We start from the raw sequence: 23,014 nt of genomic DNA, 5'->3' as shown, positions 1-23,014 counted from the left end.
AGCGACGCTGGAGTAGGGCAGGCCTTGTTTGACCAGGAAGGTTTTGACCTTGTCGCAGGGGCTGTCGAATTTCGCCTTGCCCACCGGATCGAACTGGAAGGTGCAAGTGGCGGGGTCGGCGAGGACGGTGATCGGCGCCTGACGGCTGGCCTGATCGATTGCCGGGTTGGCGTAATGGGCCAGGGATTTGAAGATCGGAAAGTACAGCGCGGTCGCGAGCAGCAGGCCGAGCATCAGCACGGGTTTGCGTCCGACCTTGTCCGACAGCCAGCCGAAAAAGATGAAGAACGGCGCGCCGATCACCACGCTGATGATCAGCAGACTGTTGGCCACCGCCGGGTCCATTTTCAGGAACTGGGTGAGGAAGAACAGCACATAGAACTGCGCAGCGTAAAAGGTCACCGCTTGCCCGGCGTTGATGCTGAACAGCGCGATCAGCACGACTTTGAGGTTTTCCCATTTGCCGAAGGATTCGCGGATCGGCGCCTTCGAGGTTTTGCCTTCTTCCTTCATTTTCAGATAGGCCGGCGACTCGTGCAGGCTCAGGCGAATCCAGGTGGAAATACCCAGCAGCACGATCGACAGCAGGAACGGAATGCGCCAGCCCCAGACTTCAAACTGGTCGCCGGTGAAGTAGCGGCAACCGAGCACTACCAGCAGCGAGAGCAGCAGGCCGAGGGTCGCGGTCGATTGAATCCAGCTGGTGTGGAAGCCGCGTTTGCCGATGGGCGCGTGCTCGGCCACGTAGGTCGCCGCACCACCGTATTCGCCACCGAGCGCCAGGCCCTGAAGCATGCGCAGCACCACCAGAATGATCGGCGCAGCGATGCCGATGCTGGCGTAGGTCGGCAGCAGGCCGACGCAGAACGTCGCCACGCCCATCAGAATGATCGTCGCCAGAAAGGTGTATTTGCGCCCGATCATGTCGCCCAGGCGGCCGAACACCAACGCGCCGAACGGCCGTACGATGAAGCCGGCGGCGAACGCCATGAGCGCGAAGATGAATGCCGTGGTGTCGTTGACCCCGGCAAAAAACTGCTTGCTGATCACCGCCGCGAGGGCGCCGTAGAGGAAGAAGTCATACCACTCGAACACCGTCCCGAGTGATGAAGCGAAGATGACTTTCTGCGTGGCGTTGCTGGTCTCGGCGCTGCCCGCAGCGTCCAGCGGCTGAACGTGTTCTGACATATCGGTATCCCTCACAGTGATTGTTTTTGTTGTTCCACTGGTGTTGCGTGTCCGGTAATGCGCGATGCCTGAGTCTGGTGATGATTCCTGTGGGAGCGAGCCTGCTCGCGAAAGCTTTTTGTCAGTCAACTTCTAGGCTGAGTGAGCTACCGCATTCGCGAGCAGGCTCGCTCCCACAGGGGAGATATCTGCGGATCTGGACAAAATCAGTTGTGCCGCCTTCTCGGCAATCATCAGCGTAGGCGAACAGGTATTACCCGAGGTAATTCTCGGCATGATCGACGCATCGGCAACGCGCAGACCCGGCACGCCATGCACGCGCAATTGCGCATCGACCACCGCGTCACCGTCGTTGCCCATGCGACAGGTGCCGACCGGATGGAAAATCGTCGTGCCGATTTTCGCCGCCGCTTCATGCAATTGTTCTTCGCTTTGCAAGCTGTCGCCGGGCAGGTATTCGACCGGTTTGAACGCTTGCAGGGCAGGGGCGCTGACGATGCGCCGGGTCAGGCGAATCGCATCGGCGGCGACGCGCAGGTCTTCTGGATGGCTGAGGTAATTGGGCTGAATCAGCGGCGCCGCTTGCGGATCGGCGGAGCGGATCTCGATGCGCCCACGGCTCTGCGGGCGCAAGTCGCACACCGAGGCGGTGAACGCCGGGAAGCTGTGCAACGGCTCGCCAAAGCGCTCCAGCGACAGCGGCTGCACGTGATATTGCAGGTTCGCCGAGGTTTGCTCAGGACCGGAGCGGGCAAACGCGCCCAACTGACTCGGCGCCATCGACAACGGCCCGCTGCGATCGTATAGATAACGCAGGCCCATGCCCATCTTGCCCCACACGCTGCCGGCGATCTGGTTCAGGGTACGGGCGTTTTCCAGCTTGTAGATCAGGCGCAGTTGCAGGTGATCCTGCAGGTTGCCGCCGACCCCCGGCAGCTCATGAATCACGTCTATCCCTAAGCGTTCGAGCAGCGGCCGCGGACCGATCCCGGAGCGCTGCAGAATGCTCGGCGAGCCGACTGAGCCGGCGCACAGGACAATCTCCTTGCGCGCCTTGAACTGTCTGGTCTGGCCTTCATGCTGCGCGCTGACTTTCGCCGCGCGGCCGTCCTCCAGCAACACACGATCAACCTCGACGCCGGTCAGCACGGTCAGGTTCGCCCGGCTGCGCAGCGGTTTCAAAAAGGCCTTGGCCGCGTTCCAGCGCACCCCGGCTTTCTGGTTGACCTGAAAGTAGCCGCAGCCCTCGTTGTCGCCCTGGTTGAAGTCATTGATGCTGGCGATGCCGCTTTGCTCGGCAGCGCTGCGAAAGGCATCCAGAATCGGCCACGACAGGCGCTGCTGCTCGACCCGCCATTCACCCTGATCGCCATGAAATTCAGCGCCGCCGGCAAAGTGGTTTTCGCTCTGTTTGAACAGCGGCAGCACGTCTTTCCAGGCCCAGCCCGGATTGCCCGCCGCCGCCCAGCCATCATAGTCGCCGGCCTGGCCGCGCATGTAGATCATGCCGTTGATCGACGAACAGCCGCCCAGCACCTTGCCCCGCGGATAACTCAGCGCGCGGCCATTGAGGCCGGGTTGTTGTTCGGTTTTGAAGCACCAGTCGGTGCGCGGGTTACCGATGCAGAACAGGTAACCCACAGGAATATGAATCCAGGCGTAGTTGTCGCGTCCGCCGGCTTCGAGCAGCAACACCCGCTGCTGGGGATCCACTGAGAGCCGGTTGGCCAGCAAGCAACCGGCGGGGCCGGCGCCGACCACGATGTAGTCGAATTCATCCAGGGACGTCTGCATGCCCTGACCTCGCTTTTTGTTTTTATTGTCGGACACTCTAGTTGTTAGCTTTCGTTAAAAGAATGTTAGTTTTTGCGCAGCCGCTGTGCGTTTTCAAACAGCCCGAAGTGACGACAGCTGACAAGGACCTGCCATGTTCGACTGGAACGACCTGCGCTTTTTTCTCGAGCTGCAACGCAGCGGCCGCCTGCTCACCGCTGCGCGCCGGCTCAACACCACCCATGCGACAGTGGCGCGGCATATTGAATCGATAGAGAAAAGCCTCGGCACGGCGCTGTTCGTCCAGCACGCCCAAGGCTATGAAATGACCCCGGCGGGAGAGGCCCTGCTCAAGCACGCCGAGGCGATGGAAAACGTCGCGCTGCTGGCGCAGGAAGAAATCACTCAGTCCACCGCGCCGCTGGGCAAGATCCGTGTCGGCGTCACCGAAGGACTTGGCATCAAATTCCTCGCCAGTCGCATGATCGGCTTGTTCGAGCGCTATCCCGGGCTGGAAGTGGAACTGGTCGCCGTGCCGCGCTTCGTCAGCATCCTCAACCGCGAAGCGGAAATCAGCATCCACCTCGAACGGCCATCCGCCGACATGCTGGTCACGCGCAAGCTGACTGACTATCGACTCGCGTTGTATGCCAGCCAAACCTACCTCGACAACGCACCGCCGCTGCACAGCCGTGAAGACCTGGGCCGACATGCGTGGATCGGTTACGTTGACGACCTGCTGTTCAGTCAGGAACTGATGTTCCTCAACAGCTTCTGCCGCAGCCCGCGCGTGGTGTTTCACAGCACCAGCGTCATTGCCCAACAGGAAGCGGCGCGCTCGGGATTGGGCATCGCCGTGCTGCCGTGCTACATGGCCGCGTCCGACCCGGATCTGGTGGCACTGTTGCCGGATGAAAGCATCGAGCGCAGCTACTGGATCAGTACCCGCCGGGAGCTGCATAAATCGGTGCGGCTGCGAGTGGTCTGGGATTATGTGGTGGGGTTGTGTGAGGCCGAGCAGGGGCTTTTACGCGGTTAAACCTGGCGCATCCAAATCCCCCTGTGGGAGCGAGCCTGCTCGCGAAAGCGGTGTATCTGATACGCAAACCTCGCCTGACCCACCGCTTTCGCGAGCAGGCTCGCTCCCACACGTTTATTCACCGTGGCTGCTTTCACGGGTTGATAAATATATGGATATCCGTATATTCGATTTCCCCTATATGGCGAGCCGATCACCATGATCACCCCCACCGAAGTCTTCAAAAGCCTCGCCGACGAAACCCGTGTCCGCGCCATCCTGCTCATCGCCGAGCAAGGTGAACTCTGCGTTTGCGAGTTGATGTGTGCGCTTGACGACAGCCAGCCGAAAATCAGCCGCCATCTCGCGCAGCTGCGCAGTAACGGTTTGCTGCTCGACCGCCGTCAGGGCCAGTGGGTGTATTACCGCCTCAATCCGGAACTGCCGGCATGGATCGGCGAAATCCTTCAGCTGACATCCAAGGCCAATGCCGATTGGCTCAAGGACAACGCCGCGCGCCTGCAAAACATGGATGGCCGTCCCGTGCGCGAACGCGCCTGCTGCTGAATCTTCCACTATCTACGGAGCGCATCGATGCGAGTCCTGTTCATGTGCACGGCCAATAGCTGCCGCAGCATTCTTTCCGAAGCCATGTTCAATCACCTGGCTCCCGCTGGTTTCCAAGCGGTGAGTGCCGGCAGTTTTCCCAAAGGCCAGGTTCTGCCGCGCAGCCTGTCGACGTTGCAAAGGCACGGTATCGCCATCGACGGGTTGTACAGCAAAGGCAACGATGCCTTCGCAAACAACCCGCCAGATATCGTCATCACTGTCTGCGACAAAGCCGCCGGCGAAACCTGTCCGGTGTATTTCGGTCCGGCACTGAAAACGCACTGGGGACTGGAAGATCCGTCCGAAGTGCAGGGCGACGAAGCGGCAATCGACGGGGCATTCCGAGCCACTCTGATGCGCATCGGTGAACGCTGCCAAGCCTTCCTCGATCTGCCGTTTCACTCGCTCAGTCGTGAGCAACTGAAAGCCGAACTCGACCGCATCGGCACGCTGTAAGGAGGCTTCATGTCAGACCATCTGCCCAACCTCGACGCAAGCCTGTTCGACGCGGCCAAGCCATCGAATGTCGGCGAACACAAACCGCGCATCCTCTTGCTCTACGGCTCGACCCGCGAGCGCTCCTTCAGCCGTTTGCTGGTCGAGGAGGCCGCGCGCCTCCTCGAACACTTTGGCGCCGAAACGCGGATCTTCAACCCATCCGGTTTGCCATTGCCCGACGACGTCCCGGTCGACCATCCCAAGGTGCAGGAATTGCGCGATCTGGTGTTGTGGTCGGAAGGCCAGGTCTGGTGCTCGCCAGAACGCCACGGCGCGATGTCCGCCGTGTTCAAAGCGCAGATCGACTGGATCCCGCTGGAACTCGGCGCTGTGCGCCCGACCCAAGGCAAAACCCTGGCGGTGATGCAAGTCTGCGGCGGCTCGCAGTCGTTCAACGTGGTCAACCAACTACGCGTCCTCGGCCGCTGGATGCGCATGTTCACCATCCCCAACCAATCCTCGGTGCCGAAGGCCTATATGGAGTTCGACGAAGCAGGGCGAATGAAACCCTCGCCGTTTTACGATCGTGTGGTGGATGTGATGGAAGAACTGGTCAAGTTCACCGTGCTGCTGCGTGGGCAGCAGGCGCACCTGGTGGACCGCTATTCCGAGCGCAAGGAAAGCGCTGAACAGTTGATGGCGCGGGTGAATCAGCGGTCGATTTGACCCGCCATCCCCAGCCAGGCTCATTCCTTTTTGGGAGTGAGCCTGCTCGCACTGACGCTCCATGGCTGGCACACCGCCACGGCTTGCACCGCCCCCTCCCGGCTGTCACCCTTCTGGCCGTTCTTCAAGGATCAGAAGGAATCAAGGATTGAGTGGCTACGTTCCAAACCCGCCGAAAAACTATCGCTACGAAGAAGCCAAACCCGTCGACATACACGCCCAGCATTGGGCCGAGTATGAGAAGCATGGGAAAGAGCCTGCGCGCGCGCCTGAGAAAATCGGAATTGCGTTGAGGATCGGGGTTTTCTTCGATGGCACGGGCAACAATGCGAACAACTCTGCTGCGGGGTTGTTGTGTGGGGCTCAGCATCCGATTGCGCCTGAGGATATCGATGCCAGTTGCAAGCCCTATATGCGCAATCCAGATAGTAGCTATGCCAATGAAACAACCAACGTGTACAAACTGAGCGAACTTTACGTCGCACCTCAGAAAGCCGAAGGAGACGGCTCGCACAAGCGGGCGTTTCGCAGGGTGTACATAGAGGGGATTGGCACTCAATCGGGAGAAGAGGACAGTACATTCGGAGCGGGCACGGGCCGCGGAGACACGGGTATAGCGGGTCGTGTCCAACAATCATTTAGCGAGATCAAATCGCGTATTGAAGATGTAATTAAAGAAAATCCAAACAGTGAAATTACCTCTCTGACTTTCGATACGTTCGGATTTAGTCGCGGCGCAGCTGCCGCGAGGCATTTTGCCAATGCAGTCGTCCGCGGAAAACAAGGGCCACTCGGAGATGTATTGCGCAACAATGCGAGCGACTTTAGTCGCACCTTCATCGATCAGTACCAAGGCAGCATCAACATGGGATTCATCGGGCTGTTCGACACTGTGCCGTCGGTTGCTGGCTGGTCGAATCTTGGCAACGTTAAAAGTCCTGTGGCCACGGGTATCAAGCTCTACCTCGACCGGCGGTTTTTTACTGACGTCGTTCAGCTGTCGGCGCGGGACGAATATCGCGCTAATTTCGCGTTGAGTCGCGTTAAAGCCGACCACTTGGAAGTCATTCTTCCAGGGGTGCATTCCGACATCGGCGGCGGTTACCGCGATGACATTGAAGAGTGTGTACTGGTCAGTCCAATGCAAACGCTTGAGGTCTCGAAGTTTACCGATGTATCTACTACGTCGATCTACCGCGATGCCATGATCATTAAAAATGAGTGGATCTCAAGGGGGTGGCCCGAAGATCTGCTGGAAATTGTTACGCCGGACGCGCTTCTCCTGCCCGTGGATCAACAGGACCGGCTCAGTCCCCGTAGAAAGCGCGTCTATGCAGCTCTGCAACTCAAACGTCCCGTAAGCGGGTTGTTGTCGAGGGTATATCTTCGGGTGATGCATAGCTTGGCAAAAGAGAAGGGGGTTCGCTTCGATGATATTCCAGCCACGGCTGCTTTGGCGGTCCCGTCAGAGCTTCAGGCGTTGTGCGACCGATTTGTCGCAGGTAACTACACCACAACTCAGCAAGAGGAGAACCTGCTGAGGTTGAAATACATTCACATGTCCGCAAATTGGAATCACCCTCTTGGAAGAAGAGACGGCAGCGGAGTCCGCGCCGTCTATATCAATGCGCCCACCGCAGACGCGATTCGCGTGCAGCATCCTCACGTACCTGACTGGACTCTTTGGTAATGAAATTATTTGTCGCCCTGCTGCTTGGCGTATGCATAACGGGTTGCCAGTCTTCTGATCCGCTCTCAGCCAAGAGCGATCCAAAGTCGAAATGGTGGGAGCTGGCTTTCACTGAGCCCGATTACATGAAGGTATGGGTGGAGGACAGTTCGGTGCAGGACATAACCGGCAGAGTTTTCTTTAGAACCGGTGGAGGGACTGCTGCGGGCGGAGAGCCTGAAAACGGTACTGACTCTGCTCGCGGCTGGACAGGGGTGGGGGGCAGCGGTAAAAGAGTGGTGGGGGCCGATCTACCCATTCGTATCTATGTTCGCTGGCAATCAATCGTTGAACAGAAAACGTGGCAAGCGTGGGTGGATATTCCAGAGAATGCCAGACAGATAATGGTGACTTCTACCAGTCAACGGTGCCCCGAGAGACCTGACAGGACAGCACGCTTCATGGCCTCTGTTTACTTGGGACTTGCTCCGGGCGGTGTTGTTCAGGTGTGGGTAAGAGACTCATGTCATCGACCGATAAAGGTTGCTCGAGCGCAAGGCGAGATTGAGCCGCTAGGGCCGGAGCTTGGGAAAAACGGTGGTCGCTACGCCTATCCCGTCAGCGAGAAGTCCAAGCGCTATATCGAGAAATTCGGCATTCCATACGGAAGTTGGTAAGCGCTGAAGCCGTGAGTCGTCCACTGTGCCGCCGCGCGCAATGTCGATGCACGGCTGCCAGTGCACTGATCCGCTACCGGCTCTTTTGGTGAATAAACAACTCACGCCTCAAATCAAAACCTCAAACGCCGCACTCCCCAACACCTCTCCATTAACCATCACCTGCACCCCATGTCGCCCGGCAAAATGCTTGCGCGTCGTAAAATCCTTGATGACTTGATTCCGTCGCACTACATCAGTCCCGAAACCCGCTAATGCCAGAGTCTTCAACTTGAAAACCTTCCTCGAAACCCCGCCATTCGCCTTCACATACTCAATCGCATAATCAATCACCAGCCTTTGCTCGTGCGCCACCATGGATTTCACCGTAAACGACAAAGTAATCGCTTCCCCCAACCTCACCACCGCCGGCTCGACCCGCACATCCAACAACTCAACCTCAGCCTTCGCGCCTGCGCCAATCACCGTCAACGCGCGCAAATCCCCCTGTTTGATCAAACTGCGCAGCGCATGCTTGGCAATCCAGGCCGTGTGCTTGTTGTCCAGCGACCAACTTTCAATCGTGTCCAGCACCCACTCCGGATGCACCTTCGTCACGTCATTCAAATGATTCGCCACCGACTTGCGCACGTACAAGCTCTCGTCCGCCTTCAACCGATCCAGTATCCCGGCGGCCAGCAGCGGATCCGCCTGCACCGCTTCCAGGCGAAACGACCACGGCAGGCGAGGGCGGCTGCCTTCGCTGGCTAGGCGTCGAACGTGGTGGTTTTCGTCTCGGGTCCAATCATGCATTCGTTCCAGCGAGCGCTCGAGGTCGCTGCGCAAAAAGTAGCGGATGGCGAATTCGGAGGAGCCGAAGGTGGTGAAGTACTTCAGCGCGTCCATTGAGGGGTCGAACGCGTGGGCGCCGTAGCTCGCGACGTAATGCGGCAGGCACATGCTGACGAAGCCGCTGTTCAGCCGTGGCGCGAGTTCGAACAGCACTTCGAGGGAATCTTCGTAGTCCAGCGGCAGCACGGCATGCAGGCTTTCGCTGACACGCGCCATGCGTTGCATCACTGATAGTTCAGCGAGTCCGTCCTGGGCGTGTTTGAGAAACGTCTTGGACTTGAACGCCGGGTACACCGCGCTCATTTCGTCAGCGATGTGCTGCAAGCGCTCGGCGTTGAAGATTTCCTTTAACGCCGGGGCGGCGGTGTCGGTGGAGCTCATGATCAGTTCATCGGTGTGTTGATGAACGCATCGGTGCCTTCTGCGTAGGCGGTGTACTCGGCGATACGCGCAAAGCGTGCTGCGTCGATCTGATCGGGTACGACGAGTTCGGTGAAGCTCCAGGCAACCGCCAGGCTGATGCCGGTCTGGGCGAGGGAGCCGTCGACAGGCAAGTCACTGTCTTCAAGTTCTTTTTCCAGTGCGGTAAACGCGGCGGCGAGCTGGCTTTCGACGCGTTCGACCCACGGCTGATATTGAATGTCGGCCGGGCGCAGGTTGCGTTCGTAGTAAAGCTGCACGGCTTTTTCGCAGGCGGCGAGACTGAGGCCGATCAGGCGCAGGGCTTGAGCGCGTTGTTTGAGATCGCTTGGCAGCAGGCTTTTGCCGCAGCTGGCTTCGAGGTAATCGAGGATGAGGGTCGAGTCCATCAGGACCACGCCGTCGTCGAGGATCAATGTGGGCGCCTTGACCACAGGGTTGATCTGCTGAAATCGTTCGAAGTGGCGGAACACCGAGACCGACTCGTGTTCGAGGTCAATCCCCAGGCATTTGGCGGAGATTGCTACGCGGCGCACGTAGGGGGAGTCGAGCATGCCGATCAGTTTCATGACGCGTTCCTTCAAGTCGAACCGGTGGGAACGCATAACCTAGCCGAGCGAGAGGCAATTGTCAGTCGTCGAATCCGGGTTGTTCGTGAATCTCATCGACATTCAGTTCCAGCCGATAGGCCACCGCCACAAACAGCGCCTGGCACAAACACAGCGTCGCACTCAGCGAACGAAAGGCCAGCGCACTGCCTTCATTGACCAGCAACACGCTATTGGCAAGTTTCGCCAGTGGCGAAAGAGGGCTGTCGGTGATGATCAAGGCATTGGCGTTCTGCTGCCGGGCGAAGCGCAGGCAGTGCTGGGTTTCCCTAGCGTAGGGCACGAAACTGATGGCAATCACCAGATCGTTGGCGCGCACGCTGCGCATTTGTTCGCGATAGCCGCCGCCGATGCCGGAAACCAGATGAATGCGTTTCTGCGTGTGCTGCAGGTTGTAAACCAGATAGTCGGCGACGGCGAACGAGCGGCGGACTCCGACCACATAGATGTCGTCGGCATTGACGATGAGATCGACGGCCGTATCGAACGCCACCTCGTCCAGTTCGCGGCCCAAGCGTTCGATGCCCGAGAGCGTTGCGTCGATGCATTCGCGGGCCAGGTCGCCGCTGTTGGCGGTCTGCGAGTTGTTGGCGATCAGGCTACGGATGCGTTGCTGATAGTTTTGCGCTGGCGTGGTTTTGTGCGTCCAGGCCTGGCGGAACAGCGCCTGCATCTCGCTGAAGCCGCTGAACCCGAAACGTTGCGAGAAACGCACAATGGCTGACGGATGCACTTCGCACTCGCGGGCGATGTCGCTGATGCGCTCGACCATGATTCGCTCGCTCTGCTGGCTGATGTAGCTGGCTACGCGTTTGAGCTGGCGCGGCAGCGCGTCGTACTCTTCGCTGATCATTTGCAGCAGGCGCTCGGCGTTGACCGGCGGGCCGGCGAAGGAAATTTCGTCTGTGGCCGGCAGAGCGGGGCGGGGCATGGGCAGCATCCTTCAGGCGAGTTGAGCACGCGGTGGGCCTGATAATAGAAGGGCTGCGTAAGCTCTGCCGGGCTGAAACGATGCACCTTGCGAGAATAATCCCGGCTGTCGCTGGCGGGATGGTTAGCCGTTTGTCTTCTATATACAGCCGCTGGACTGAATTTCTTGCTATAAACGCACTCCGATGGCCGTGTGAAGCCTGTGTCAGAGCAGTTTCCAGGTCCTGTCGGACAAATTCCCTGTATTTACAGTTGCTGAGGTCTTGATCGGGCCTTAGACTGCCGCCCCTCGTAAATTGAGTGCCGGGTGGCGTTTGCAATAAAACGATGCCTTTTCGACGGCCGACACGGTTCGCCGAAACGCTCCCTTATTCGCCTTAATGCACGTTTTTTTATAGAGATATCAATGACAAAGGACAAGTTGCTGGCTATGCCGGCAGATGACTACATGAATGCAGAGCAACACGCTTTCTTCACTGAGCTGTTGCAGAACATGAAAGTCGAAACCCACGAGCGCATTGAGCAAAATCGTATCGCCATCGAAAGCCTGGATACCCCGGCTGACCCGGCGGACGCGGCTTCGGTTGAAGAAGAGCGCACTTGGCTGGTCAACGCGATCGATCGCGACCAGCGCATGCTGCCGCAACTGGAACAAGCCCTTGAGCGCATCAAGGACGACAGCTTTGGCTGGTGCGACGACAGCGGCGAGGCCATCGGCCTGAAGCGCCTGCTGATCAGCCCCACCACCAAGTACTGCATCGAAGCTCAAGAGCGTCACGAGCAGATCGACAAGCACCAGCGTCAGGCCTGATTCCATGGCGGCCCCTTGAATAGGGGGCGCCTGCAAGAGATCGCAGCCTTCGGCAGCTTCTACATGGAGTTGCGGGAGGCTGCGATCTTTGTTTTTGCTCGTCTGCGCTATTTCCCCCGTTGTTCCATTGACCTGCCACAGACCCCACGACTAACGGACCATGGATAATGGCGTTGTAGTGGCGTTTAATGCAGTCACAACAATGAGAACAAACGTGGGGTGATCAAGATGACGAGAGATGGATCTCTGGTTGCGGCGCTGCCCGCACCAGTGCTTTTGCCGAAAAACCGCTGGATCGCGCCGACCCTGCAAAGCATCGCCCTGATGCTGTTGCTGGCCGGCATGGCTATGGCCGAGTGGTCGCTCTACCTCGGCATGCCGCTGGCGGTGCTGATTGTCTGGCTGCCGCGCCTGCGTTCGCGCAACGTTCCTGTTGCTGTCCCGGTCGATAGTGCGAGCGCATTGTCCGCACTGACTCGCGATCTCTCCTACACCACCAGTCACAACGCACTGTCTGCCGCCGGCGTGGCGTTTTCGGTCAAAGCGCTCGCCAGCAAACTTGAATCGCAACTCGACGCGGCAGCGCAGATCGTCAGCAATGCCGAAGTGATGATCGCCACCGAACAGGCGACTTCACAGCTCAGTCGCGACGCGCTGGACGCCGCCAGCCAAGCGCATCACAGCAGCGCGGCGGGGCGCAGCGAACTGCTCGACTCGATTTCGCGCATGCAGCAACTCAGTCAGCGCGCCAACGCCAGCCGCGAATTGATCGAGGCCCTGAGTGTGCGCAGCGACGACATTCAACGGGTGACGCTGGTGATCCAGTCGATTGCCAGCCAGACCAATCTGTTGGCCTTGAATGCTGCGATTGAAGCAGCCCGGGCCGGTGAGCATGGTCGCGGTTTCGCTGTGGTCGCCGACGAGGTGCGCGGATTGGCGGCGCGGACGGCGGCGGCCACGGGCGAAGTCGGTGAGATGGTTGCAGACATTCAGCAACGCACCGCGCAAGTGGTGGCGCAGATTCGCGAGTTGTCGAGCGATCTGCACACCGGCGTCGAACAGGTCGAGCATACCGGTCAGCATCTGGAAAACATCGCGCGACTTGCCGCTGGAGTGGAAACCCAGGTCAGCGAAATCGCCCGTGGCGCGCAAACCAATCGCGAGCAGCTTGACGCGCTGTTTATCGCTATCGAGCAAATGCGCAGCGATCTGGCAATAAGCGATCAGCAGACCCGCCGCCTCGCTGAGGCAGCTGTGCAGATGGAAGGACAGGCGGAAACCATCAGCGAGCGCCTGGCCGAGGTCGGCCTGGATGACTATCACCAGCGCATTTATGACTTGGCGCGCGAAGGTGCGAGCCAGATCGCGGCGCGCTTCGAGGCGGATGTCGAGCAGGGGCGGATCAGCCTGGATGACCTGTTCGATCGCAGCTACCAGCTGATTTCGGACACCGAACCAGCCAAATTTCAAACCCGCTTTGATCGATACACCGATCAGGTCTTGCCGGCGATTCAAGAACCTTTATTGGCGCGTCATGAAGGGCTGGTTTTTGCGATTGCCTGCACGCAGCAGGGTTATGTACCGACGCACAACCAGGCATTCAGCCAGCCATTGACCGGCGATGTGCAGGTCGACACGGTAAATAACCGCACCAAACGCAAATTCGCTGACCGCACCGGTATCCGCTGCGGCAGCCATCAGCAACCGGTGCTGTTGCAGACTTACACGCGCGATACGGGTGAGCTGATGCATGATTTATCGGTGCCGATCATGATCAATGGCCGACACTGGGGCGGGTTGCGTCTGGGCTATAAACCTGAGAATCCGCGCTGAGATTATTACCGGTGACGCAATGAATCTGTGCACGGCGGTTGCTGTTTACTCTCGACGGAAAGCATTAATCTGACGACTTAGTTAGGTAGCTAATTATTTCGGAGGGCACATGCAGTGCAGGGTAGACGTGGCAGTGATGATCGGCAGCGGTGTTCCGGCCGGCTTACGCGCGATGGGGCGCAGTGTTTGCTGGGTAGTTTTGCTCAACGGTGAGCGACGCGGCACAGCCTTCGCCAGTCGCGATGAAGCGGAGGAGTGCAAGGCTGCCTGGCTCGAACAATTGAACATCGAGCCCGGCGACAGCCTGCACTGATCGTACTTACTTGCCGCGATGCAAACGTACGTTCAGCTCATCGACGATCGGCGCTTCTTCGCCATCGGCCCGCAGCCATTCCTTGAGTAATTGCGCCTGCTGGGGTGACCAGAAGTCGGCATCGATGAGTTTAGTGTCCGGATCCAGCGGATGTGCTTCGACAAAGTCATTGATCGACGCCTCATCCGAGGGCAGGCCCAGCTGTTCGAAAAGGGTGGTCAGGTTAAGCTCGGTTGGCAGTTCCATCATCTACTCCTGGGTCGGTGCCGGTGCGGCTTGTTCGTTCACTCCCCTTATCAGAGGCAGCCGCTGGCGCGGAGTTCGATTTTTGATTCAAGCGAGCGGGCAAGGGCGCAGGCTTCGTTGTGATTGCCGCGGAAACCTCTGACACGTCCCGTGGATATCTCCTTGATGTGAAAGAACGCAATACCCGCTGGCACCACTTGAAAGTGTGGGGTTCGATGATTGTTAGAAGATGTCGGAAGGTTGTCGAGGTCGGCAACCTTCATCGTCAGAGGTGTGTTGATTCGCGCGTCGGCCGACGTGGCAAAATGAGTCAAAGTGCACATATGAAGTCCTTTTCATCAGTCGGCCGGGATTTAACGGCCGTTGCGGGTAGTCGTAAGGAGCATCGCTGCTCTAGAATCGCCAGTACCTGTTGACGACCGGGCTTATCTAAAGCAATTTTTCGCCAGCGATATGTCGGAAAAGTGCTTTTTTTCGTGAGAAATTTCCCTGAAGTTCGTAGTCAGATTTGCTCCAGTCGCACTTGAGGCTTTTTCCTTCAAGGTTTGCCGATTTCGGAGCGGGTTTCACTAATGACAATCCAGTAGTCTACGAACCTTGCGATCAAGAGCGCTTCGCTCGCTTCGGGTTTTTGAGTGATTTAGCAGTTTTCATCGGCATTGCCGTTTTTTGCCGTGCGTGTTTTCCGCTGCACGGTTTTTCAAATGTGGGGATGTTTCTTTGGCAGTCAGTAACCTCGATATGCATGCTTTGTTCGTGCTGGGTGATTTGCGTGCAAAGCTGGTCAAGCAATTCCAATCACGTTTTGTTTACATCACCGAGCAAAACGCCGAAGGCATTTACATCGCCGAAATCGATACCGAAAGTGCATTGGTAGTCGATGACAAACCGGGGCTCAAACTCAAGGTTGGCGACCATTTCATTGCATCGGTTCTGCCCAGCCGTGAAGGCGGCAAGATGGACATTCGCTTTCGCGACATCAAACTCACGGTTTACGGCTTGGGCGACTACGCATTTGTCAGTACGGCCGACGGTCACGCGATTCTGTTCAAGGAAGGTCATAGCGTCGTCACGGTGTTCGCCGCCAATGAACAATTGCAGGAAGGCCTGACCAAAACCTTGAAAGCCGTCACCGCCAAGGCTGCCAAATGGCGCAAAGGTGAACTGATTTCCTTCAAGGCCAGCGAGTGAGCCGCGCGCACTTCCATTCGCAAAATCTCGACAGCGCACGCGAAGACGCGCAGCGCCTGTTCGCCCGCAAGGCCGAACTGCAAGGTGCCTGGCTGAGTTGGGTGGCTTCGCAGCTCTACGCATTGCAACCGGCGGCATACGCCAGCATGGTCAGACGTGAGCTGCAAAGCCTGCAGGAAAAGTCTGAAACGTAACCTCGCGCACGGTAGACCCCGGAAAAAGCAGGAACCTCGGCTAAAGTCAGTTGACTGAGTCATTCAGAGGCTTGCGTTTCTGTCAGGCCAACTGCCATTGCTGTGAACAGCACGAGGTGTGATGCATGAACGGATTTCGACGGTTACTGGCCGCCAGCGTGGCCACCTTTGGTTTGCTGACGTCAGCGCAATCGCTGCAGGCGGCACAGGCGCCGATCCACTTTGCCGACCTGAACTGGGAAAGCGGCAGTTTGATCACCGAGGTGCTGCGGGTGATCGTCGAGAAAGGCTACGGCTTGCCGACCGATACCTTGCCGGGTACCACGATTACCCTTGAGACCGCGCTGGCCAACAATGACATCCAGGTGATTGGCGAGGAGTGGGCCGGGCGCAGTCCGGTCTGGGTCAAGGCCGAAGCCGAGGGCAAGGTCGTCGGTCTGGGCGATACGGTAAAGGGTGCCACTGAAGGCTGGTGGGTGCCGGAATACGTGATCAAGGGCGATCCGGCCAAAGGCATCAAGCCACTGGCGCCGGATCTGCGCAGTGTCACTGATCTGAAGAAATACAAGGATGTGTTCAAGGACCCGGAAAGCCCGGGCAAAGGGCGTTTCCTCAACAGCCCGATCGGCTGGACCTCGGAAGTAGTAAACAAGCAGAAGCTCACGGCGTATGGCTTGCAGGACGACTACACCAACTTCCGCAGCGGTTCCGGCGCTGCGCTGGATGCCGAGATCAGCTCTTCGATTCGTCGCGGCAAACCGGTGCTGTTCTACTACTGGTCGCCGACGCCGCTGCTTGGCAAATTCAAACTGGTGCAACTGGAAGAGCCGCCGTTCGATGCCGAGGCGTGGAAGACGCTGACAGACGCCGATAATCCCAATCCGAAACCAACCCGCTCGCTGGCATCGAAACTGTCGATTGGCGTGTCTACGCCGTTTCAAAAGCAGAACCCGCAAATTGCCGAATTCTTCAGCAAGGTCGATTTTCCCATCGAGCCACTGAACAAGGCATTGGCGGAGATGAGTGACAAGCACACCGCGCCTCGTGAGGCGGCGGTCGCGTTCATGAAGACGCATCCGGATGTGTGGCAGGCGTGGCTGCCCAAGGATGTGGCCGACAAGGTGACGGCTGATCTGAAATAACGCGGTCAACGCCGTGCACCGCCGACCGGTCGTGCACAGCCAAAAAATCCGACTACGATGGTTTGTTCAAATCCCTTTGAAGGATTTCAACCATGACCTTTGTGTTGGCTCAATGGCTGGTGACTGTGTTCGCGGCAATCGGCCTGATGCATGTGTATTGGGCGTTGGGTGGGCAATGGGCGGCTGCGGTGGTGGTGCCGCAGGTGCCGGTGTCAGGCTTCGTCGCCACGGTACGCCCGGCCTTCAAGCCCTCAGGCTGGCTGACGCTGGCAGTGGCGGCTGTGCTGCTGATAATTGCGGCGCTGGTTTGTATGCGGGTCGGTTGGGGCGTGCCGGCGGTGCAGCACAAGGCACTGCAATGGGTGATCAGCGCGATCGCGTTGCTGATGTTCGCTCGGGCGATCGGTGATTCGAATCTGGTCGGGTTCTTCAAGGAAGTGAAGGATTCGCGATTTGCGCGGCTGGATACCTGGGTGTATTCGCCGTTGTGCGCGCTGCTGGGCGCGGGGCTGTTGGCGGTGGCTTGGGTTTGAGCTGATCCGGAGTTTGCGACGCCCCGACTGGCCTCTTCGCGAGCAGGCTCGCTCCCCACATGGGAGAGCGCATTCCTACTGTAGCGATGGCGCCATCACCGGCGCCACATGATCATCAGCTACCACTTTCAGTCTGACGACTGCTCACCTCAGCCGGCACATCATCCCCGGCCATCCGCTTGCGGAACAACGCCGCCCGCGCCAGCAGGAGGGTGGTCACCGGCACGGTGATCGCCAACAGGACCGGAATCAACCAGGCGTGCACCACTGGTGCGGATTTCAATGCCGAAAAGCAGATGATCGACGCCAGTGCCACACACCAGGCGCCGAGTGTCGAGGCCAGCGCTGGCGGGTGCATACGCTGGAAGTAATCCTTCATGCGCAGCAATCCTGTTGCGCCCAGCAGGGTAAACACGCCGCTGAGCACCAGCAGCACCGCCACCGGAATCTCGACCCACAAAGACAATTCGGCATTCATTCGATCACCTCGCCACGCAGCAGGAATTTCGCCAGGGCAAAGGATCCGACGAAGCCGAACAGCGCGATCAGCAGCGCGGCTTCGAAGTAGGTATCACTGGCGTAACGAATACCCAGGGTCAGCATCATCAGCATCGCGACGATATACAGGTAATCCAGCGCCAGTACCCGATCCTGTGCTGACGGGCCTTTGAACAGGCGCACCAGGGTCAGCGCCATCGCCACGCAGTACAGAAACAGCGTCAGCAGGATCGCATTCGACAGCAATGGGCTCATTCGAAAATCTCCATCAACGGTCGCTCGTAGGTGCTTTTGAAGTGCTCGATAAACTGCGCCTCGTCGTGCAGGTCCCAGACGTGCAGCAACAGAACGCTGCGGTCCAGCGCCAGCTCCGACCATACGGTGCCGGGCACCACGGTGCAGATCATCGCCAGTGCCGCCAGACCATGAGCATCGCGCAGATCCAGAGGCACCTTGATAAAGCATGAGTTGGGCGGGCGATGTCCGGCGTTGACTACGCCCCAAGCGACGATCAGGTTGGACATGATGACGTCGCGGCCGACCAGGAAGAACAGACGCAGGATGGCGATGGGGTTGCGGATGCGCGCACGTTTCGGCCGCAATTTGCGCATCATCAGCGGCGCAGCGAAACCCAGCGCGGCACCGAGCAGCAGATTGCCCGGGCTGACGGACAGGTTCAGGGTCAGCCACAGAATCCACAGGGCCAGCGATAACCACGGTGCCGGGAACAATCGATTCATGGCTGCACCTTGAGCATGTCGGCTCTGGCTTGCGGGCTCGGCACCGCCCGAGTGCCTAGAACTGCGAACACATATTGCTGCGGATTGTTCAGCGCATCGGCCGTGGCCTGGGTGTAGCGCAGCAGCGGTTCAGCCTTGAACGTAAGGGCAATGCTCAGCCCGAGCAGCAGGAAAATCGGCGCGCATTCGAGTTTGCGCAGCAATGGTGACGGGCGCTCTTCCGGCGTCCAGAAGCGCTGGATGCCGAGGCGCGAGAACGCCATCAGCGAGGCCAGACCTGTCAGGATCAACAGGGCCAGCAATCCCCATGCACCGGGAGGCAGCGGCGCCGCAGTGCCAAGTCCCAACGGGTTGAGCAATGCCCCGATCAGGCTGAGCTTGCCGATAAATCCGGAGAGCGGTGGCATGCCGATGATCAACAGCGCGCAGGCGATAAAGCTCAAACCGAGAAAGGCCATGGTCCACGGGATGACCTGACCGACCACGGCTTTCTGTTCGTCGTCGAGGTTGATGCCCTTGGGCGGTTGCAGCGATTCTTGCGGGCGCGGAAGCAGTTCGCTTTCGTCCTCCAGCGGAATTTCGTTGGCCGAGCGCGAGCGCTCGATCAGTTCGGCCAAGAGGAACAGCGCGCTCAGCGCCAGGGTCGAGCTGACCAGATAGAACAGCGCAGCGCCGATCAGGTTCGGCTGGGCGAAGCCGATCGCCGAGAGCAGGATGCCTGCCGACACCAGAATGCTCAGGCTGGCCATGCGCTCCAGGCGTTGCGCGGCGATAATCGCCAGCCCTGCGCAAGCCATGGTCGCCATGCCGCCGTAGATGAGCCAGTCGCCGCCGAAGAATGCCGAGGCGCCGGCCTGACCGGAAAACAGCAGCGTCCACAGGCGCAGCAGGGTGTAGACGCCGACCTTGGTCATGATCGCAAACATCGCCGCCACTGGCGCGCTGGCCGAGGAATAGGCCGGCACCAGCCAGAAGTTCAGCGGCCACATCCCGGCCTTGGCCAGAAACGCTACCGCTAGAATCCCTGCCCCAGCGTGCAGCAAGCCACGGTCGGCTTCCGGCACCAGCGGGATCTTCATCGCCAGATCGGCCATGTTCAGCGTGCCGGTCACCCCGTAGATCAACGCAGCGCCGATCAAAAACAGTGACGATGCCAGCAGGTTGATCGAAATGTAATGCAACCCCGACGATACCCGCGCCCGGCCAGAGCCGTGCAGCAATAAACCGTAGGACGCGGCGAGCAACACTTCGAAGAACACGAACAGGTTGAACAGATCCGCGGTCAGGAACGCGCCATACAGGCCCATCAGCTGGATCTGAAACAGAGCGTGAAAGCTTGAGCCGGCGCCGTCCCAGCGGGCCATGGCAAACAGCAACGCGCTGACGCCGATGACGCCGGTCAGCACCAGCATCAATGCCGACAGGCGATCAACCACCAGAACGATGCCGAACGGTGCCTGCCAGTTGCCCGGCAGGTACACGCCGATGGAGCCGGGTACGCCGGTGGTCTGCGTCCATTGCAGCAGCATCACTGAAATGAACAGGCCGAGGAGGCTGGAGAACAGATTGATTTTCGCCTTCAGCGGCCGATGCTTTTCGCCCAGCATCAGCATGATCGCGGCGGTCAGCAGCGGCAGCAGGATCGGTGCGGCGATCAGGTGAGTCATCGCCATCATTCTTTAGGCTCCCGGCCGTCGACGTGGTCGGTGCCGGTCAGGCCGCGCGAGGCGAGCAATACGACGAGGAACAGTGCGGTCATGGCGAAGCTGATGACGATCGCCGTCAGTACCAGCGCCTGGGGCAGCGGGTCGGTGTAATGCAGCAAGTCCTGGGTCACGCCGTCCTTGATCACCGGTTCCTTGCCGATGAACAGGCTGCCCATGCTGAAAATGAACAGGTTCACTGCATATGACAGCAGGCACAGGCCCATGACCACCTGAAAGGTTCGCGGGCGCAGGATCAGCCAGACCCCGGACGCGGCAAGAATGCCGATGGCGATTGCGATGACTTCTTCCATCAGACGGCTCCTTTGCTGGCGACGGACTTGGGCAGCGAGGCCGTCTTGTGGCCGCGCACCGATTGGTGGGCGAGGGCGGTGAGGATCAACAACGTCGATCCGACCACCATGGCGTACACGCCGACGTCGAAGAACAGCGCACTGGCAATATGGATATCACCGAGCAACGGCACGCTGATGTGCCAGGTGTGAGTGGTCAGGAACGGATAACCGGCGACTAGCGCACCGAGACCGGTGGCAATGGCGAACAGCAGCCCGGTGCCCATCCAGCGCAATGGCCGCAGGCTCATTTGTGCTTCGACCCACTGCGTGCCGGCAACCATGTATTGCAGGATAAAGGCCACCGACATCACCAGCCCGGCGACAAATCCGCCGCCCGGCTGATTGTGCCCGCGCATGAACAGATAAAACGACACCACCAGAGCGACAGGCAGCAGCAGGCGAACCAGTACCGCCGGCACCATCATGAAGCCGAGCGCGGTGTCGCTGGCCGATCGCGGGTTGACCAGATCGGTGACCACGTCGGGCGCGAGCAGGCGTTGCTGGGCCGGCAATTGCAGGCTTTCCTTCGGCGGACGGAAGCGCCGCAGCAGGGCGAATACGGTGAGCGCCACGGCGGCCAGCACGGTGATTTCGCCGAGGGTATCGAAACCACGGAAGTCCACCAGCATCACGTTGACCACGTTGCTGCCGCCGCCCTCGGGCAGGGCGCGGCTGAGGTAGAAAGAGGAAATGTGGTTCGGCGTCTGCCGGGTGAGCATGGCGTAGGACAGCAGGGCCATGCCGGCGCCGACGGCAATCGACAGCAGCAAGTCGCGCAGACGACGAATACGCGCCTTGCGCAGGCTGCTCGGCAATGGTGAGACTTCTTCGATACGTCGCGGCAACCAGCGCAGGCCAAGCAGGATCAACACCGTGGTCACCACTTCGACTGCCAGTTGCGTCAGCGCCAGATCCGGCGCCGAGAACCAGACGAAGGTCACGCAGGTCATCAAGCCACAGACGCTGACCATCGTCAGGGCGGCGAGACGGTGATATTTCGCCTGCCAAGCGGCGCCAAGCGCACAGGCTATCGCCAGCAGCCACAGGGTCACGAAGACAATGGATCCGGGGATTTTCGGCCGGTCGCCCCAGGTCAGCGTGCTGTGCAGCATCGGGATCAGACCGGCGAGCACGGCGGCCGAAACCATCAGGAACAACTGCATCTGCAAACGCTTGGTGCCCAGGCGCCGCTCGACGCGCCGGGCGATGCGCATCATTACGACCAGACTGCGCTCGAACAAACGCTTGCCGTTGAAGCGGCCCACCAGCGGCGGGTACTTGAAACGGCCCAGCTTGAACTGCTTGCGCAGCAGCAGATAGAGGAGGATGCCGCCGGACATGGCGATCAGGCTCATGATCATCGGCGCGTTCAAGCCGTGCCAGATGGCCAGGCTGTATTCCGGCAACTCCCCGCCAACTACCGGCAGCGCTGCAGCGGCGAGCAGTGGCCCGACGATCTGCGCCGGAAAAATCCCCACCAGCAGGCAAGTGAAGACCAGCAACTCGACGGGTGCGCGCATCCAGCGTGGCGGCTCGTGCGGCGTATGCGGCAGGTCAGTGGCGGTGGGGCCGAAGAACACATCGACGGTGAAACGCAGGGAGTAGGCGACGCTGAACATGCCGGCGATGGTCGCGACGATCGGCAGACTGGTTTCGACCCACGCCGTGGCGTTGATGAACACGGTTTCGGCGAAGAACATCTCCTTCGACAGGAAACCGTTGAGCAACGGCACGCCGGCCATTGAGGCGCTGGCGACCATGGCCAGTGTTGCCGTATAGGGAATCAGCTTGATCAGGCCGCTGAGTTTGCGAATGTCACGGGTACCGCTTTCGTGGTCAATGATGCCGGCGGCCATGAACAACGAAGCTTTGAACGTCGCGTGATTGAGGATGTGAAAAACCGCTGCGACCGCGGCCAGTGAACTGTTCAGGCCCAGGAGCAAAGTGATCAGACCGAGATGGCTGATGGTCGAGTAGGCCAGCAAGCCTTTGAGATCATTCTGGAACATGGCGCAGTACGCGCCGAGCAACAGCGTACAGGCGCCCGCTCCGCTGACGATGTAGAACCATTCCTCACTGCCGGACAGCGACGGCCACAGACGTGCCAAAAGGAAAACCCCGGCCTTGACCATGGTCGCCGAGTGCAGATAGGCCGACACGGGCGTCGGTGCCGCCATGGCGTGGGGCAGCCAGAAGTGAAACGGGAATTGCGCGCTTTTGCTCAGCGCGCCGATCAGGATGAGTGGCAGAAGAACGGGGTAGAGGGCATGTGCGCGAATCAGATCGCCGGCGGCCAGGACCTTGTCCAGGTCATAGCTGCCGACGACATGGCCGAGAATCATGACCCCGGCCAGCAGACATAACCCGCCAGCACCGGTGACCATCAGCGCCATATAAGCACCGCGCCGCGCATCGGCGCGGTGGTGCCAGTAGCCGATCAGCAGGAACGAAAAGAGGCTGGTCAATTCCCAGAAGAACACGATCTGAATCAGGTTGCCGGAGATCACCAGCCCGAGCATGGCGCCCATGAACGCCAGGAAAAATGCGAAAAAGCGCGGCACCGGGTC

Annotated in this window: 26 protein-coding genes; 13 read left to right on the top strand and 13 right to left on the bottom strand. The window is 59.4% G+C overall.

What is annotated here, in order from left to right; genetic code table 11:
* Both OQK_RS26495 and OQK_RS26490 read right to left on the bottom strand, forming a co-directional pair.
* On the bottom strand, positions 1–1,188 hold a 1,188-nt coding region (locus OQK_RS26495; RefSeq protein WP_038861815.1), incomplete at its 3' end, for an MFS transporter.
* 132 nt (positions 1,189–1,320) lie between these two features.
* Positions 1,321–2,982, bottom strand: a complete 1,662-nt coding sequence (locus OQK_RS26490; RefSeq protein ID WP_016775105.1) for a GMC family oxidoreductase — start codon at positions 2,980–2,982, stop codon at positions 1,321–1,323.
* A 133-nt stretch (positions 2,983–3,115) separates the two neighbouring features.
* On the opposite strand from OQK_RS26490, the gene OQK_RS26485 reads away from it, so the two are divergent.
* The 6 genes from OQK_RS26485 (at position 3,116) to OQK_RS26460 (ending at position 8,098) form a co-directional block, all read left to right on the top strand.
* Positions 3,116–4,000: a LysR family transcriptional regulator gene (locus OQK_RS26485; RefSeq protein ID WP_016775104.1), complete on the top strand. Its 885-nt coding sequence runs from the start codon at positions 3,116–3,118 to the stop codon at positions 3,998–4,000.
* A gap of 198 nt (positions 4,001–4,198) precedes the next feature.
* The gene (locus OQK_RS26480; RefSeq protein WP_016775103.1) at positions 4,199–4,546 is read left to right on the top strand and encodes a metalloregulator ArsR/SmtB family transcription factor; all 348 of its coding nucleotides are present in this window, start codon (positions 4,199–4,201) and stop codon (positions 4,544–4,546) included.
* A gap of 27 nt (positions 4,547–4,573) precedes the next feature.
* Positions 4,574–5,044 (top strand): arsenate reductase ArsC, encoded by a 471-nt coding sequence (locus OQK_RS26475; RefSeq protein ID WP_016775102.1) that lies wholly within the window; start codon positions 4,574–4,576, stop codon positions 5,042–5,044.
* 9 nt (positions 5,045–5,053) lie between these two features.
* A complete protein-coding gene (gene arsH / locus OQK_RS26470; RefSeq protein ID WP_016775101.1) occupies positions 5,054–5,752 on the top strand; it encodes an arsenical resistance protein ArsH in 699 nt (232 codons plus the stop codon).
* A gap of 148 nt (positions 5,753–5,900) precedes the next feature.
* A complete protein-coding gene (locus tag OQK_RS26465) occupies positions 5,901–7,442 on the top strand; it encodes a phospholipase effector Tle1 domain-containing protein (protein ID WP_016775100.1) in 1,542 nt (513 codons plus the stop codon).
* Positions 7,442–8,098: a DUF2931 family protein gene (locus OQK_RS26460; protein ID WP_016775099.1), complete on the top strand. Its 657-nt coding sequence runs from the start codon at positions 7,442–7,444 to the stop codon at positions 8,096–8,098. The genes OQK_RS26465 and OQK_RS26460 overlap by 1 nt, the downstream gene beginning before the upstream one ends.
* A gap of 108 nt (positions 8,099–8,206) precedes the next feature.
* Here OQK_RS26460 and OQK_RS26455 read toward each other — a convergent pair whose 3' ends face one another.
* The 3 genes from OQK_RS26455 to OQK_RS26445 all read right to left on the bottom strand — a co-directional run bounded on the left by OQK_RS26455 (position 8,207) and on the right by OQK_RS26445 (position 10,888).
* On the bottom strand, positions 8,207–9,310 hold the full coding sequence (locus OQK_RS26455) for a DNA alkylation repair protein (protein ID WP_016775098.1): 1,104 nt from the start codon (positions 9,308–9,310) through the stop codon (positions 8,207–8,209).
* A 2-nt stretch (positions 9,311–9,312) separates the two neighbouring features.
* The gene (locus OQK_RS26450) at positions 9,313–9,918 is read right to left on the bottom strand and encodes a glutathione S-transferase (RefSeq protein ID WP_016775097.1); all 606 of its coding nucleotides are present in this window, start codon (positions 9,916–9,918) and stop codon (positions 9,313–9,315) included.
* A gap of 61 nt (positions 9,919–9,979) precedes the next feature.
* Positions 9,980–10,888, bottom strand: coding sequence for a MurR/RpiR family transcriptional regulator (locus tag OQK_RS26445; protein WP_016775096.1), 909 nt, complete (start codon positions 10,886–10,888; stop codon positions 9,980–9,982).
* 405 nt (positions 10,889–11,293) lie between these two features.
* Between OQK_RS26445 and OQK_RS26440 the strand changes: the two genes are divergently transcribed.
* The 3 genes from OQK_RS26440 to OQK_RS26430 all read left to right on the top strand — a co-directional run bounded on the left by OQK_RS26440 (position 11,294) and on the right by OQK_RS26430 (position 13,844).
* Positions 11,294–11,698: a TraR/DksA family transcriptional regulator gene (locus OQK_RS26440; RefSeq protein ID WP_016775095.1), complete on the top strand. Its 405-nt coding sequence runs from the start codon at positions 11,294–11,296 to the stop codon at positions 11,696–11,698.
* Between the two features lie 228 nt (positions 11,699–11,926).
* Positions 11,927–13,531 (top strand): methyl-accepting chemotaxis protein, encoded by a 1,605-nt coding sequence (locus OQK_RS26435; RefSeq protein WP_038862205.1) that lies wholly within the window; start codon positions 11,927–11,929, stop codon positions 13,529–13,531.
* A 109-nt stretch (positions 13,532–13,640) separates the two neighbouring features.
* Positions 13,641–13,844 (top strand): hypothetical protein, encoded by a 204-nt coding sequence (locus tag OQK_RS26430; RefSeq protein WP_016775093.1) that lies wholly within the window; start codon positions 13,641–13,643, stop codon positions 13,842–13,844.
* Between the two features lie 6 nt (positions 13,845–13,850).
* Here OQK_RS26430 and OQK_RS26425 read toward each other — a convergent pair whose 3' ends face one another.
* Positions 13,851–14,090, bottom strand: a complete 240-nt coding sequence (locus tag OQK_RS26425) for a DUF2789 family protein (RefSeq protein ID WP_016775092.1) — start codon at positions 14,088–14,090, stop codon at positions 13,851–13,853.
* Positions 14,091–14,140: 50 nt separating this feature from the next.
* Positions 14,141–14,353 carry a hypothetical protein gene (locus tag OQK_RS29610; protein ID WP_434093606.1) on the bottom strand — a complete coding sequence of 71 codons (213 nt, stop codon included), beginning with the start codon at positions 14,351–14,353 and terminating at the stop codon, positions 14,141–14,143.
* Between the two features lie 478 nt (positions 14,354–14,831).
* Between OQK_RS29610 and OQK_RS26420 the strand changes: the two genes are divergently transcribed.
* The 4 genes from OQK_RS26420 to OQK_RS26405 all read left to right on the top strand — a co-directional run bounded on the left by OQK_RS26420 (position 14,832) and on the right by OQK_RS26405 (position 17,150).
* Positions 14,832–15,281 carry a hypothetical protein gene (locus OQK_RS26420; protein ID WP_024013252.1) on the top strand — a complete coding sequence of 150 codons (450 nt, stop codon included), beginning with the start codon at positions 14,832–14,834 and terminating at the stop codon, positions 15,279–15,281.
* On the top strand, positions 15,278–15,475 hold the full coding sequence (locus tag OQK_RS26415) for a hypothetical protein (protein WP_016775089.1): 198 nt from the start codon (positions 15,278–15,280) through the stop codon (positions 15,473–15,475). The genes OQK_RS26420 and OQK_RS26415 overlap by 4 nt, the downstream gene beginning before the upstream one ends.
* Positions 15,476–15,600: 125 nt before the next feature.
* On the top strand, positions 15,601–16,617 hold the full coding sequence (locus tag OQK_RS26410) for an ABC transporter substrate-binding protein (protein ID WP_016775088.1): 1,017 nt from the start codon (positions 15,601–15,603) through the stop codon (positions 16,615–16,617).
* Between the two features lie 92 nt (positions 16,618–16,709).
* On the top strand, positions 16,710–17,150 hold the full coding sequence (locus OQK_RS26405; protein ID WP_016775087.1) for a DUF3995 domain-containing protein: 441 nt from the start codon (positions 16,710–16,712) through the stop codon (positions 17,148–17,150).
* 115 nt (positions 17,151–17,265) lie between these two features.
* Here OQK_RS26405 and OQK_RS26400 read toward each other — a convergent pair whose 3' ends face one another.
* The 6 genes from OQK_RS26400 to OQK_RS26375 all read right to left on the bottom strand — a co-directional run.
* Positions 17,266–17,628 (bottom strand): Na+/H+ antiporter subunit G, encoded by a 363-nt coding sequence (locus tag OQK_RS26400; RefSeq protein WP_016775086.1) that lies wholly within the window; start codon positions 17,626–17,628, stop codon positions 17,266–17,268.
* The gene (locus tag OQK_RS26395) at positions 17,625–17,903 is read right to left on the bottom strand and encodes a K+/H+ antiporter subunit F (RefSeq protein ID WP_016775085.1); all 279 of its coding nucleotides are present in this window, start codon (positions 17,901–17,903) and stop codon (positions 17,625–17,627) included. The genes OQK_RS26400 and OQK_RS26395 overlap by 4 nt, the downstream gene beginning before the upstream one ends.
* Positions 17,900–18,388, bottom strand: coding sequence for a Na+/H+ antiporter subunit E (locus OQK_RS26390; RefSeq protein WP_016775084.1), 489 nt, complete (start codon positions 18,386–18,388; stop codon positions 17,900–17,902). The genes OQK_RS26395 and OQK_RS26390 overlap by 4 nt, the downstream gene beginning before the upstream one ends.
* The gene (locus OQK_RS26385) at positions 18,385–20,064 is read right to left on the bottom strand and encodes a monovalent cation/H+ antiporter subunit D (protein WP_016775083.1); all 1,680 of its coding nucleotides are present in this window, start codon (positions 20,062–20,064) and stop codon (positions 18,385–18,387) included. Before OQK_RS26385 ends, OQK_RS26390 begins: the two co-directional genes overlap by 4 nt.
* Positions 20,061–20,405: a Na+/H+ antiporter subunit C gene (locus OQK_RS26380; protein WP_016775082.1), complete on the bottom strand. Its 345-nt coding sequence runs from the start codon at positions 20,403–20,405 to the stop codon at positions 20,061–20,063. Before OQK_RS26380 ends, OQK_RS26385 begins: the two co-directional genes overlap by 4 nt.
* Positions 20,405–23,014, bottom strand: a 2,610-nt coding sequence (locus OQK_RS26375; RefSeq protein WP_016775081.1) for a monovalent cation/H+ antiporter subunit A, incomplete at its 5' end; no start/stop codon positions are given. The genes OQK_RS26375 and OQK_RS26380, both read right to left, overlap by 1 nt.

This window comes from Pseudomonas sp. R62, from assembly GCF_000257605.1.
In the GTDB taxonomy this organism is placed as follows: Bacteria; Pseudomonadota; Gammaproteobacteria; order Pseudomonadales; family Pseudomonadaceae; genus Aquipseudomonas; species Aquipseudomonas atacamensis.
This window is presented reverse-complemented; position numbering and strand designations above follow the sequence as displayed.

Excerpts from the sequence above, each read along its gene's own strand:
- OQK_RS26400 (WP_016775086.1), bottom strand. The coding sequence starts at position 17,628 with ATGAATGCCGAATTGTCTTTGTGGGTCGAGATTCCGGTGGCGGTGCTG.
- OQK_RS26450 (WP_016775097.1), bottom strand. The coding sequence starts at position 9,918 with ATGAAACTGATCGGCATGCTCGACTCCCCCTACGTGCGCCGCGTAGCA.
- OQK_RS26490 (WP_016775105.1), bottom strand. The coding sequence starts at position 2,982 with ATGCAGACGTCCCTGGATGAATTCGACTACATCGTGGTCGGCGCCGGC.
- OQK_RS26420 (WP_024013252.1), top strand. The coding sequence starts at position 14,832 with ATGCATGCTTTGTTCGTGCTGGGTGATTTGCGTGCAAAGCTGGTCAAG.
- OQK_RS26425 (WP_016775092.1), bottom strand. The coding sequence starts at position 14,090 with ATGGAACTGCCAACCGAGCTTAACCTGACCACCCTTTTCGAACAGCTG.
- OQK_RS26485 (WP_016775104.1), top strand. The coding sequence starts at position 3,116 with ATGTTCGACTGGAACGACCTGCGCTTTTTTCTCGAGCTGCAACGCAGC.
- OQK_RS26460 (WP_016775099.1), top strand. The coding sequence starts at position 7,442 with ATGAAATTATTTGTCGCCCTGCTGCTTGGCGTATGCATAACGGGTTGC.
- OQK_RS26385 (WP_016775083.1), bottom strand. The coding sequence starts at position 20,064 with ATGATGGCGATGACTCACCTGATCGCCGCACCGATCCTGCTGCCGCTG.
- OQK_RS26480 (WP_016775103.1), top strand. The coding sequence starts at position 4,199 with ATGATCACCCCCACCGAAGTCTTCAAAAGCCTCGCCGACGAAACCCGT.
- OQK_RS26390 (WP_016775084.1), bottom strand. The coding sequence starts at position 18,388 with ATGAATCGATTGTTCCCGGCACCGTGGTTATCGCTGGCCCTGTGGATT.
- OQK_RS29610 (WP_434093606.1), bottom strand. The coding sequence starts at position 14,353 with ATGAAGGTTGCCGACCTCGACAACCTTCCGACATCTTCTAACAATCAT.
- OQK_RS26410 (WP_016775088.1), top strand. The coding sequence starts at position 15,601 with ATGAACGGATTTCGACGGTTACTGGCCGCCAGCGTGGCCACCTTTGGT.
- OQK_RS26380 (WP_016775082.1), bottom strand. The coding sequence starts at position 20,405 with ATGGAAGAAGTCATCGCAATCGCCATCGGCATTCTTGCCGCGTCCGGG.
- OQK_RS26435 (WP_038862205.1), top strand. The coding sequence starts at position 11,927 with ATGACGAGAGATGGATCTCTGGTTGCGGCGCTGCCCGCACCAGTGCTT.
- OQK_RS26445 (WP_016775096.1), bottom strand. The coding sequence starts at position 10,888 with ATGCCCCGCCCCGCTCTGCCGGCCACAGACGAAATTTCCTTCGCCGGC.
- OQK_RS26430 (WP_016775093.1), top strand. The coding sequence starts at position 13,641 with ATGCAGTGCAGGGTAGACGTGGCAGTGATGATCGGCAGCGGTGTTCCG.
- OQK_RS26395 (WP_016775085.1), bottom strand. The coding sequence starts at position 17,903 with ATGAGCCCATTGCTGTCGAATGCGATCCTGCTGACGCTGTTTCTGTAC.
- OQK_RS26455 (WP_016775098.1), bottom strand. The coding sequence starts at position 9,310 with ATGAGCTCCACCGACACCGCCGCCCCGGCGTTAAAGGAAATCTTCAAC.
- OQK_RS26440 (WP_016775095.1), top strand. The coding sequence starts at position 11,294 with ATGACAAAGGACAAGTTGCTGGCTATGCCGGCAGATGACTACATGAAT.
- OQK_RS26405 (WP_016775087.1), top strand. The coding sequence starts at position 16,710 with ATGACCTTTGTGTTGGCTCAATGGCTGGTGACTGTGTTCGCGGCAATC.
- OQK_RS26475 (WP_016775102.1), top strand. The coding sequence starts at position 4,574 with ATGCGAGTCCTGTTCATGTGCACGGCCAATAGCTGCCGCAGCATTCTT.
- arsH (WP_016775101.1), top strand. The coding sequence starts at position 5,054 with ATGTCAGACCATCTGCCCAACCTCGACGCAAGCCTGTTCGACGCGGCC.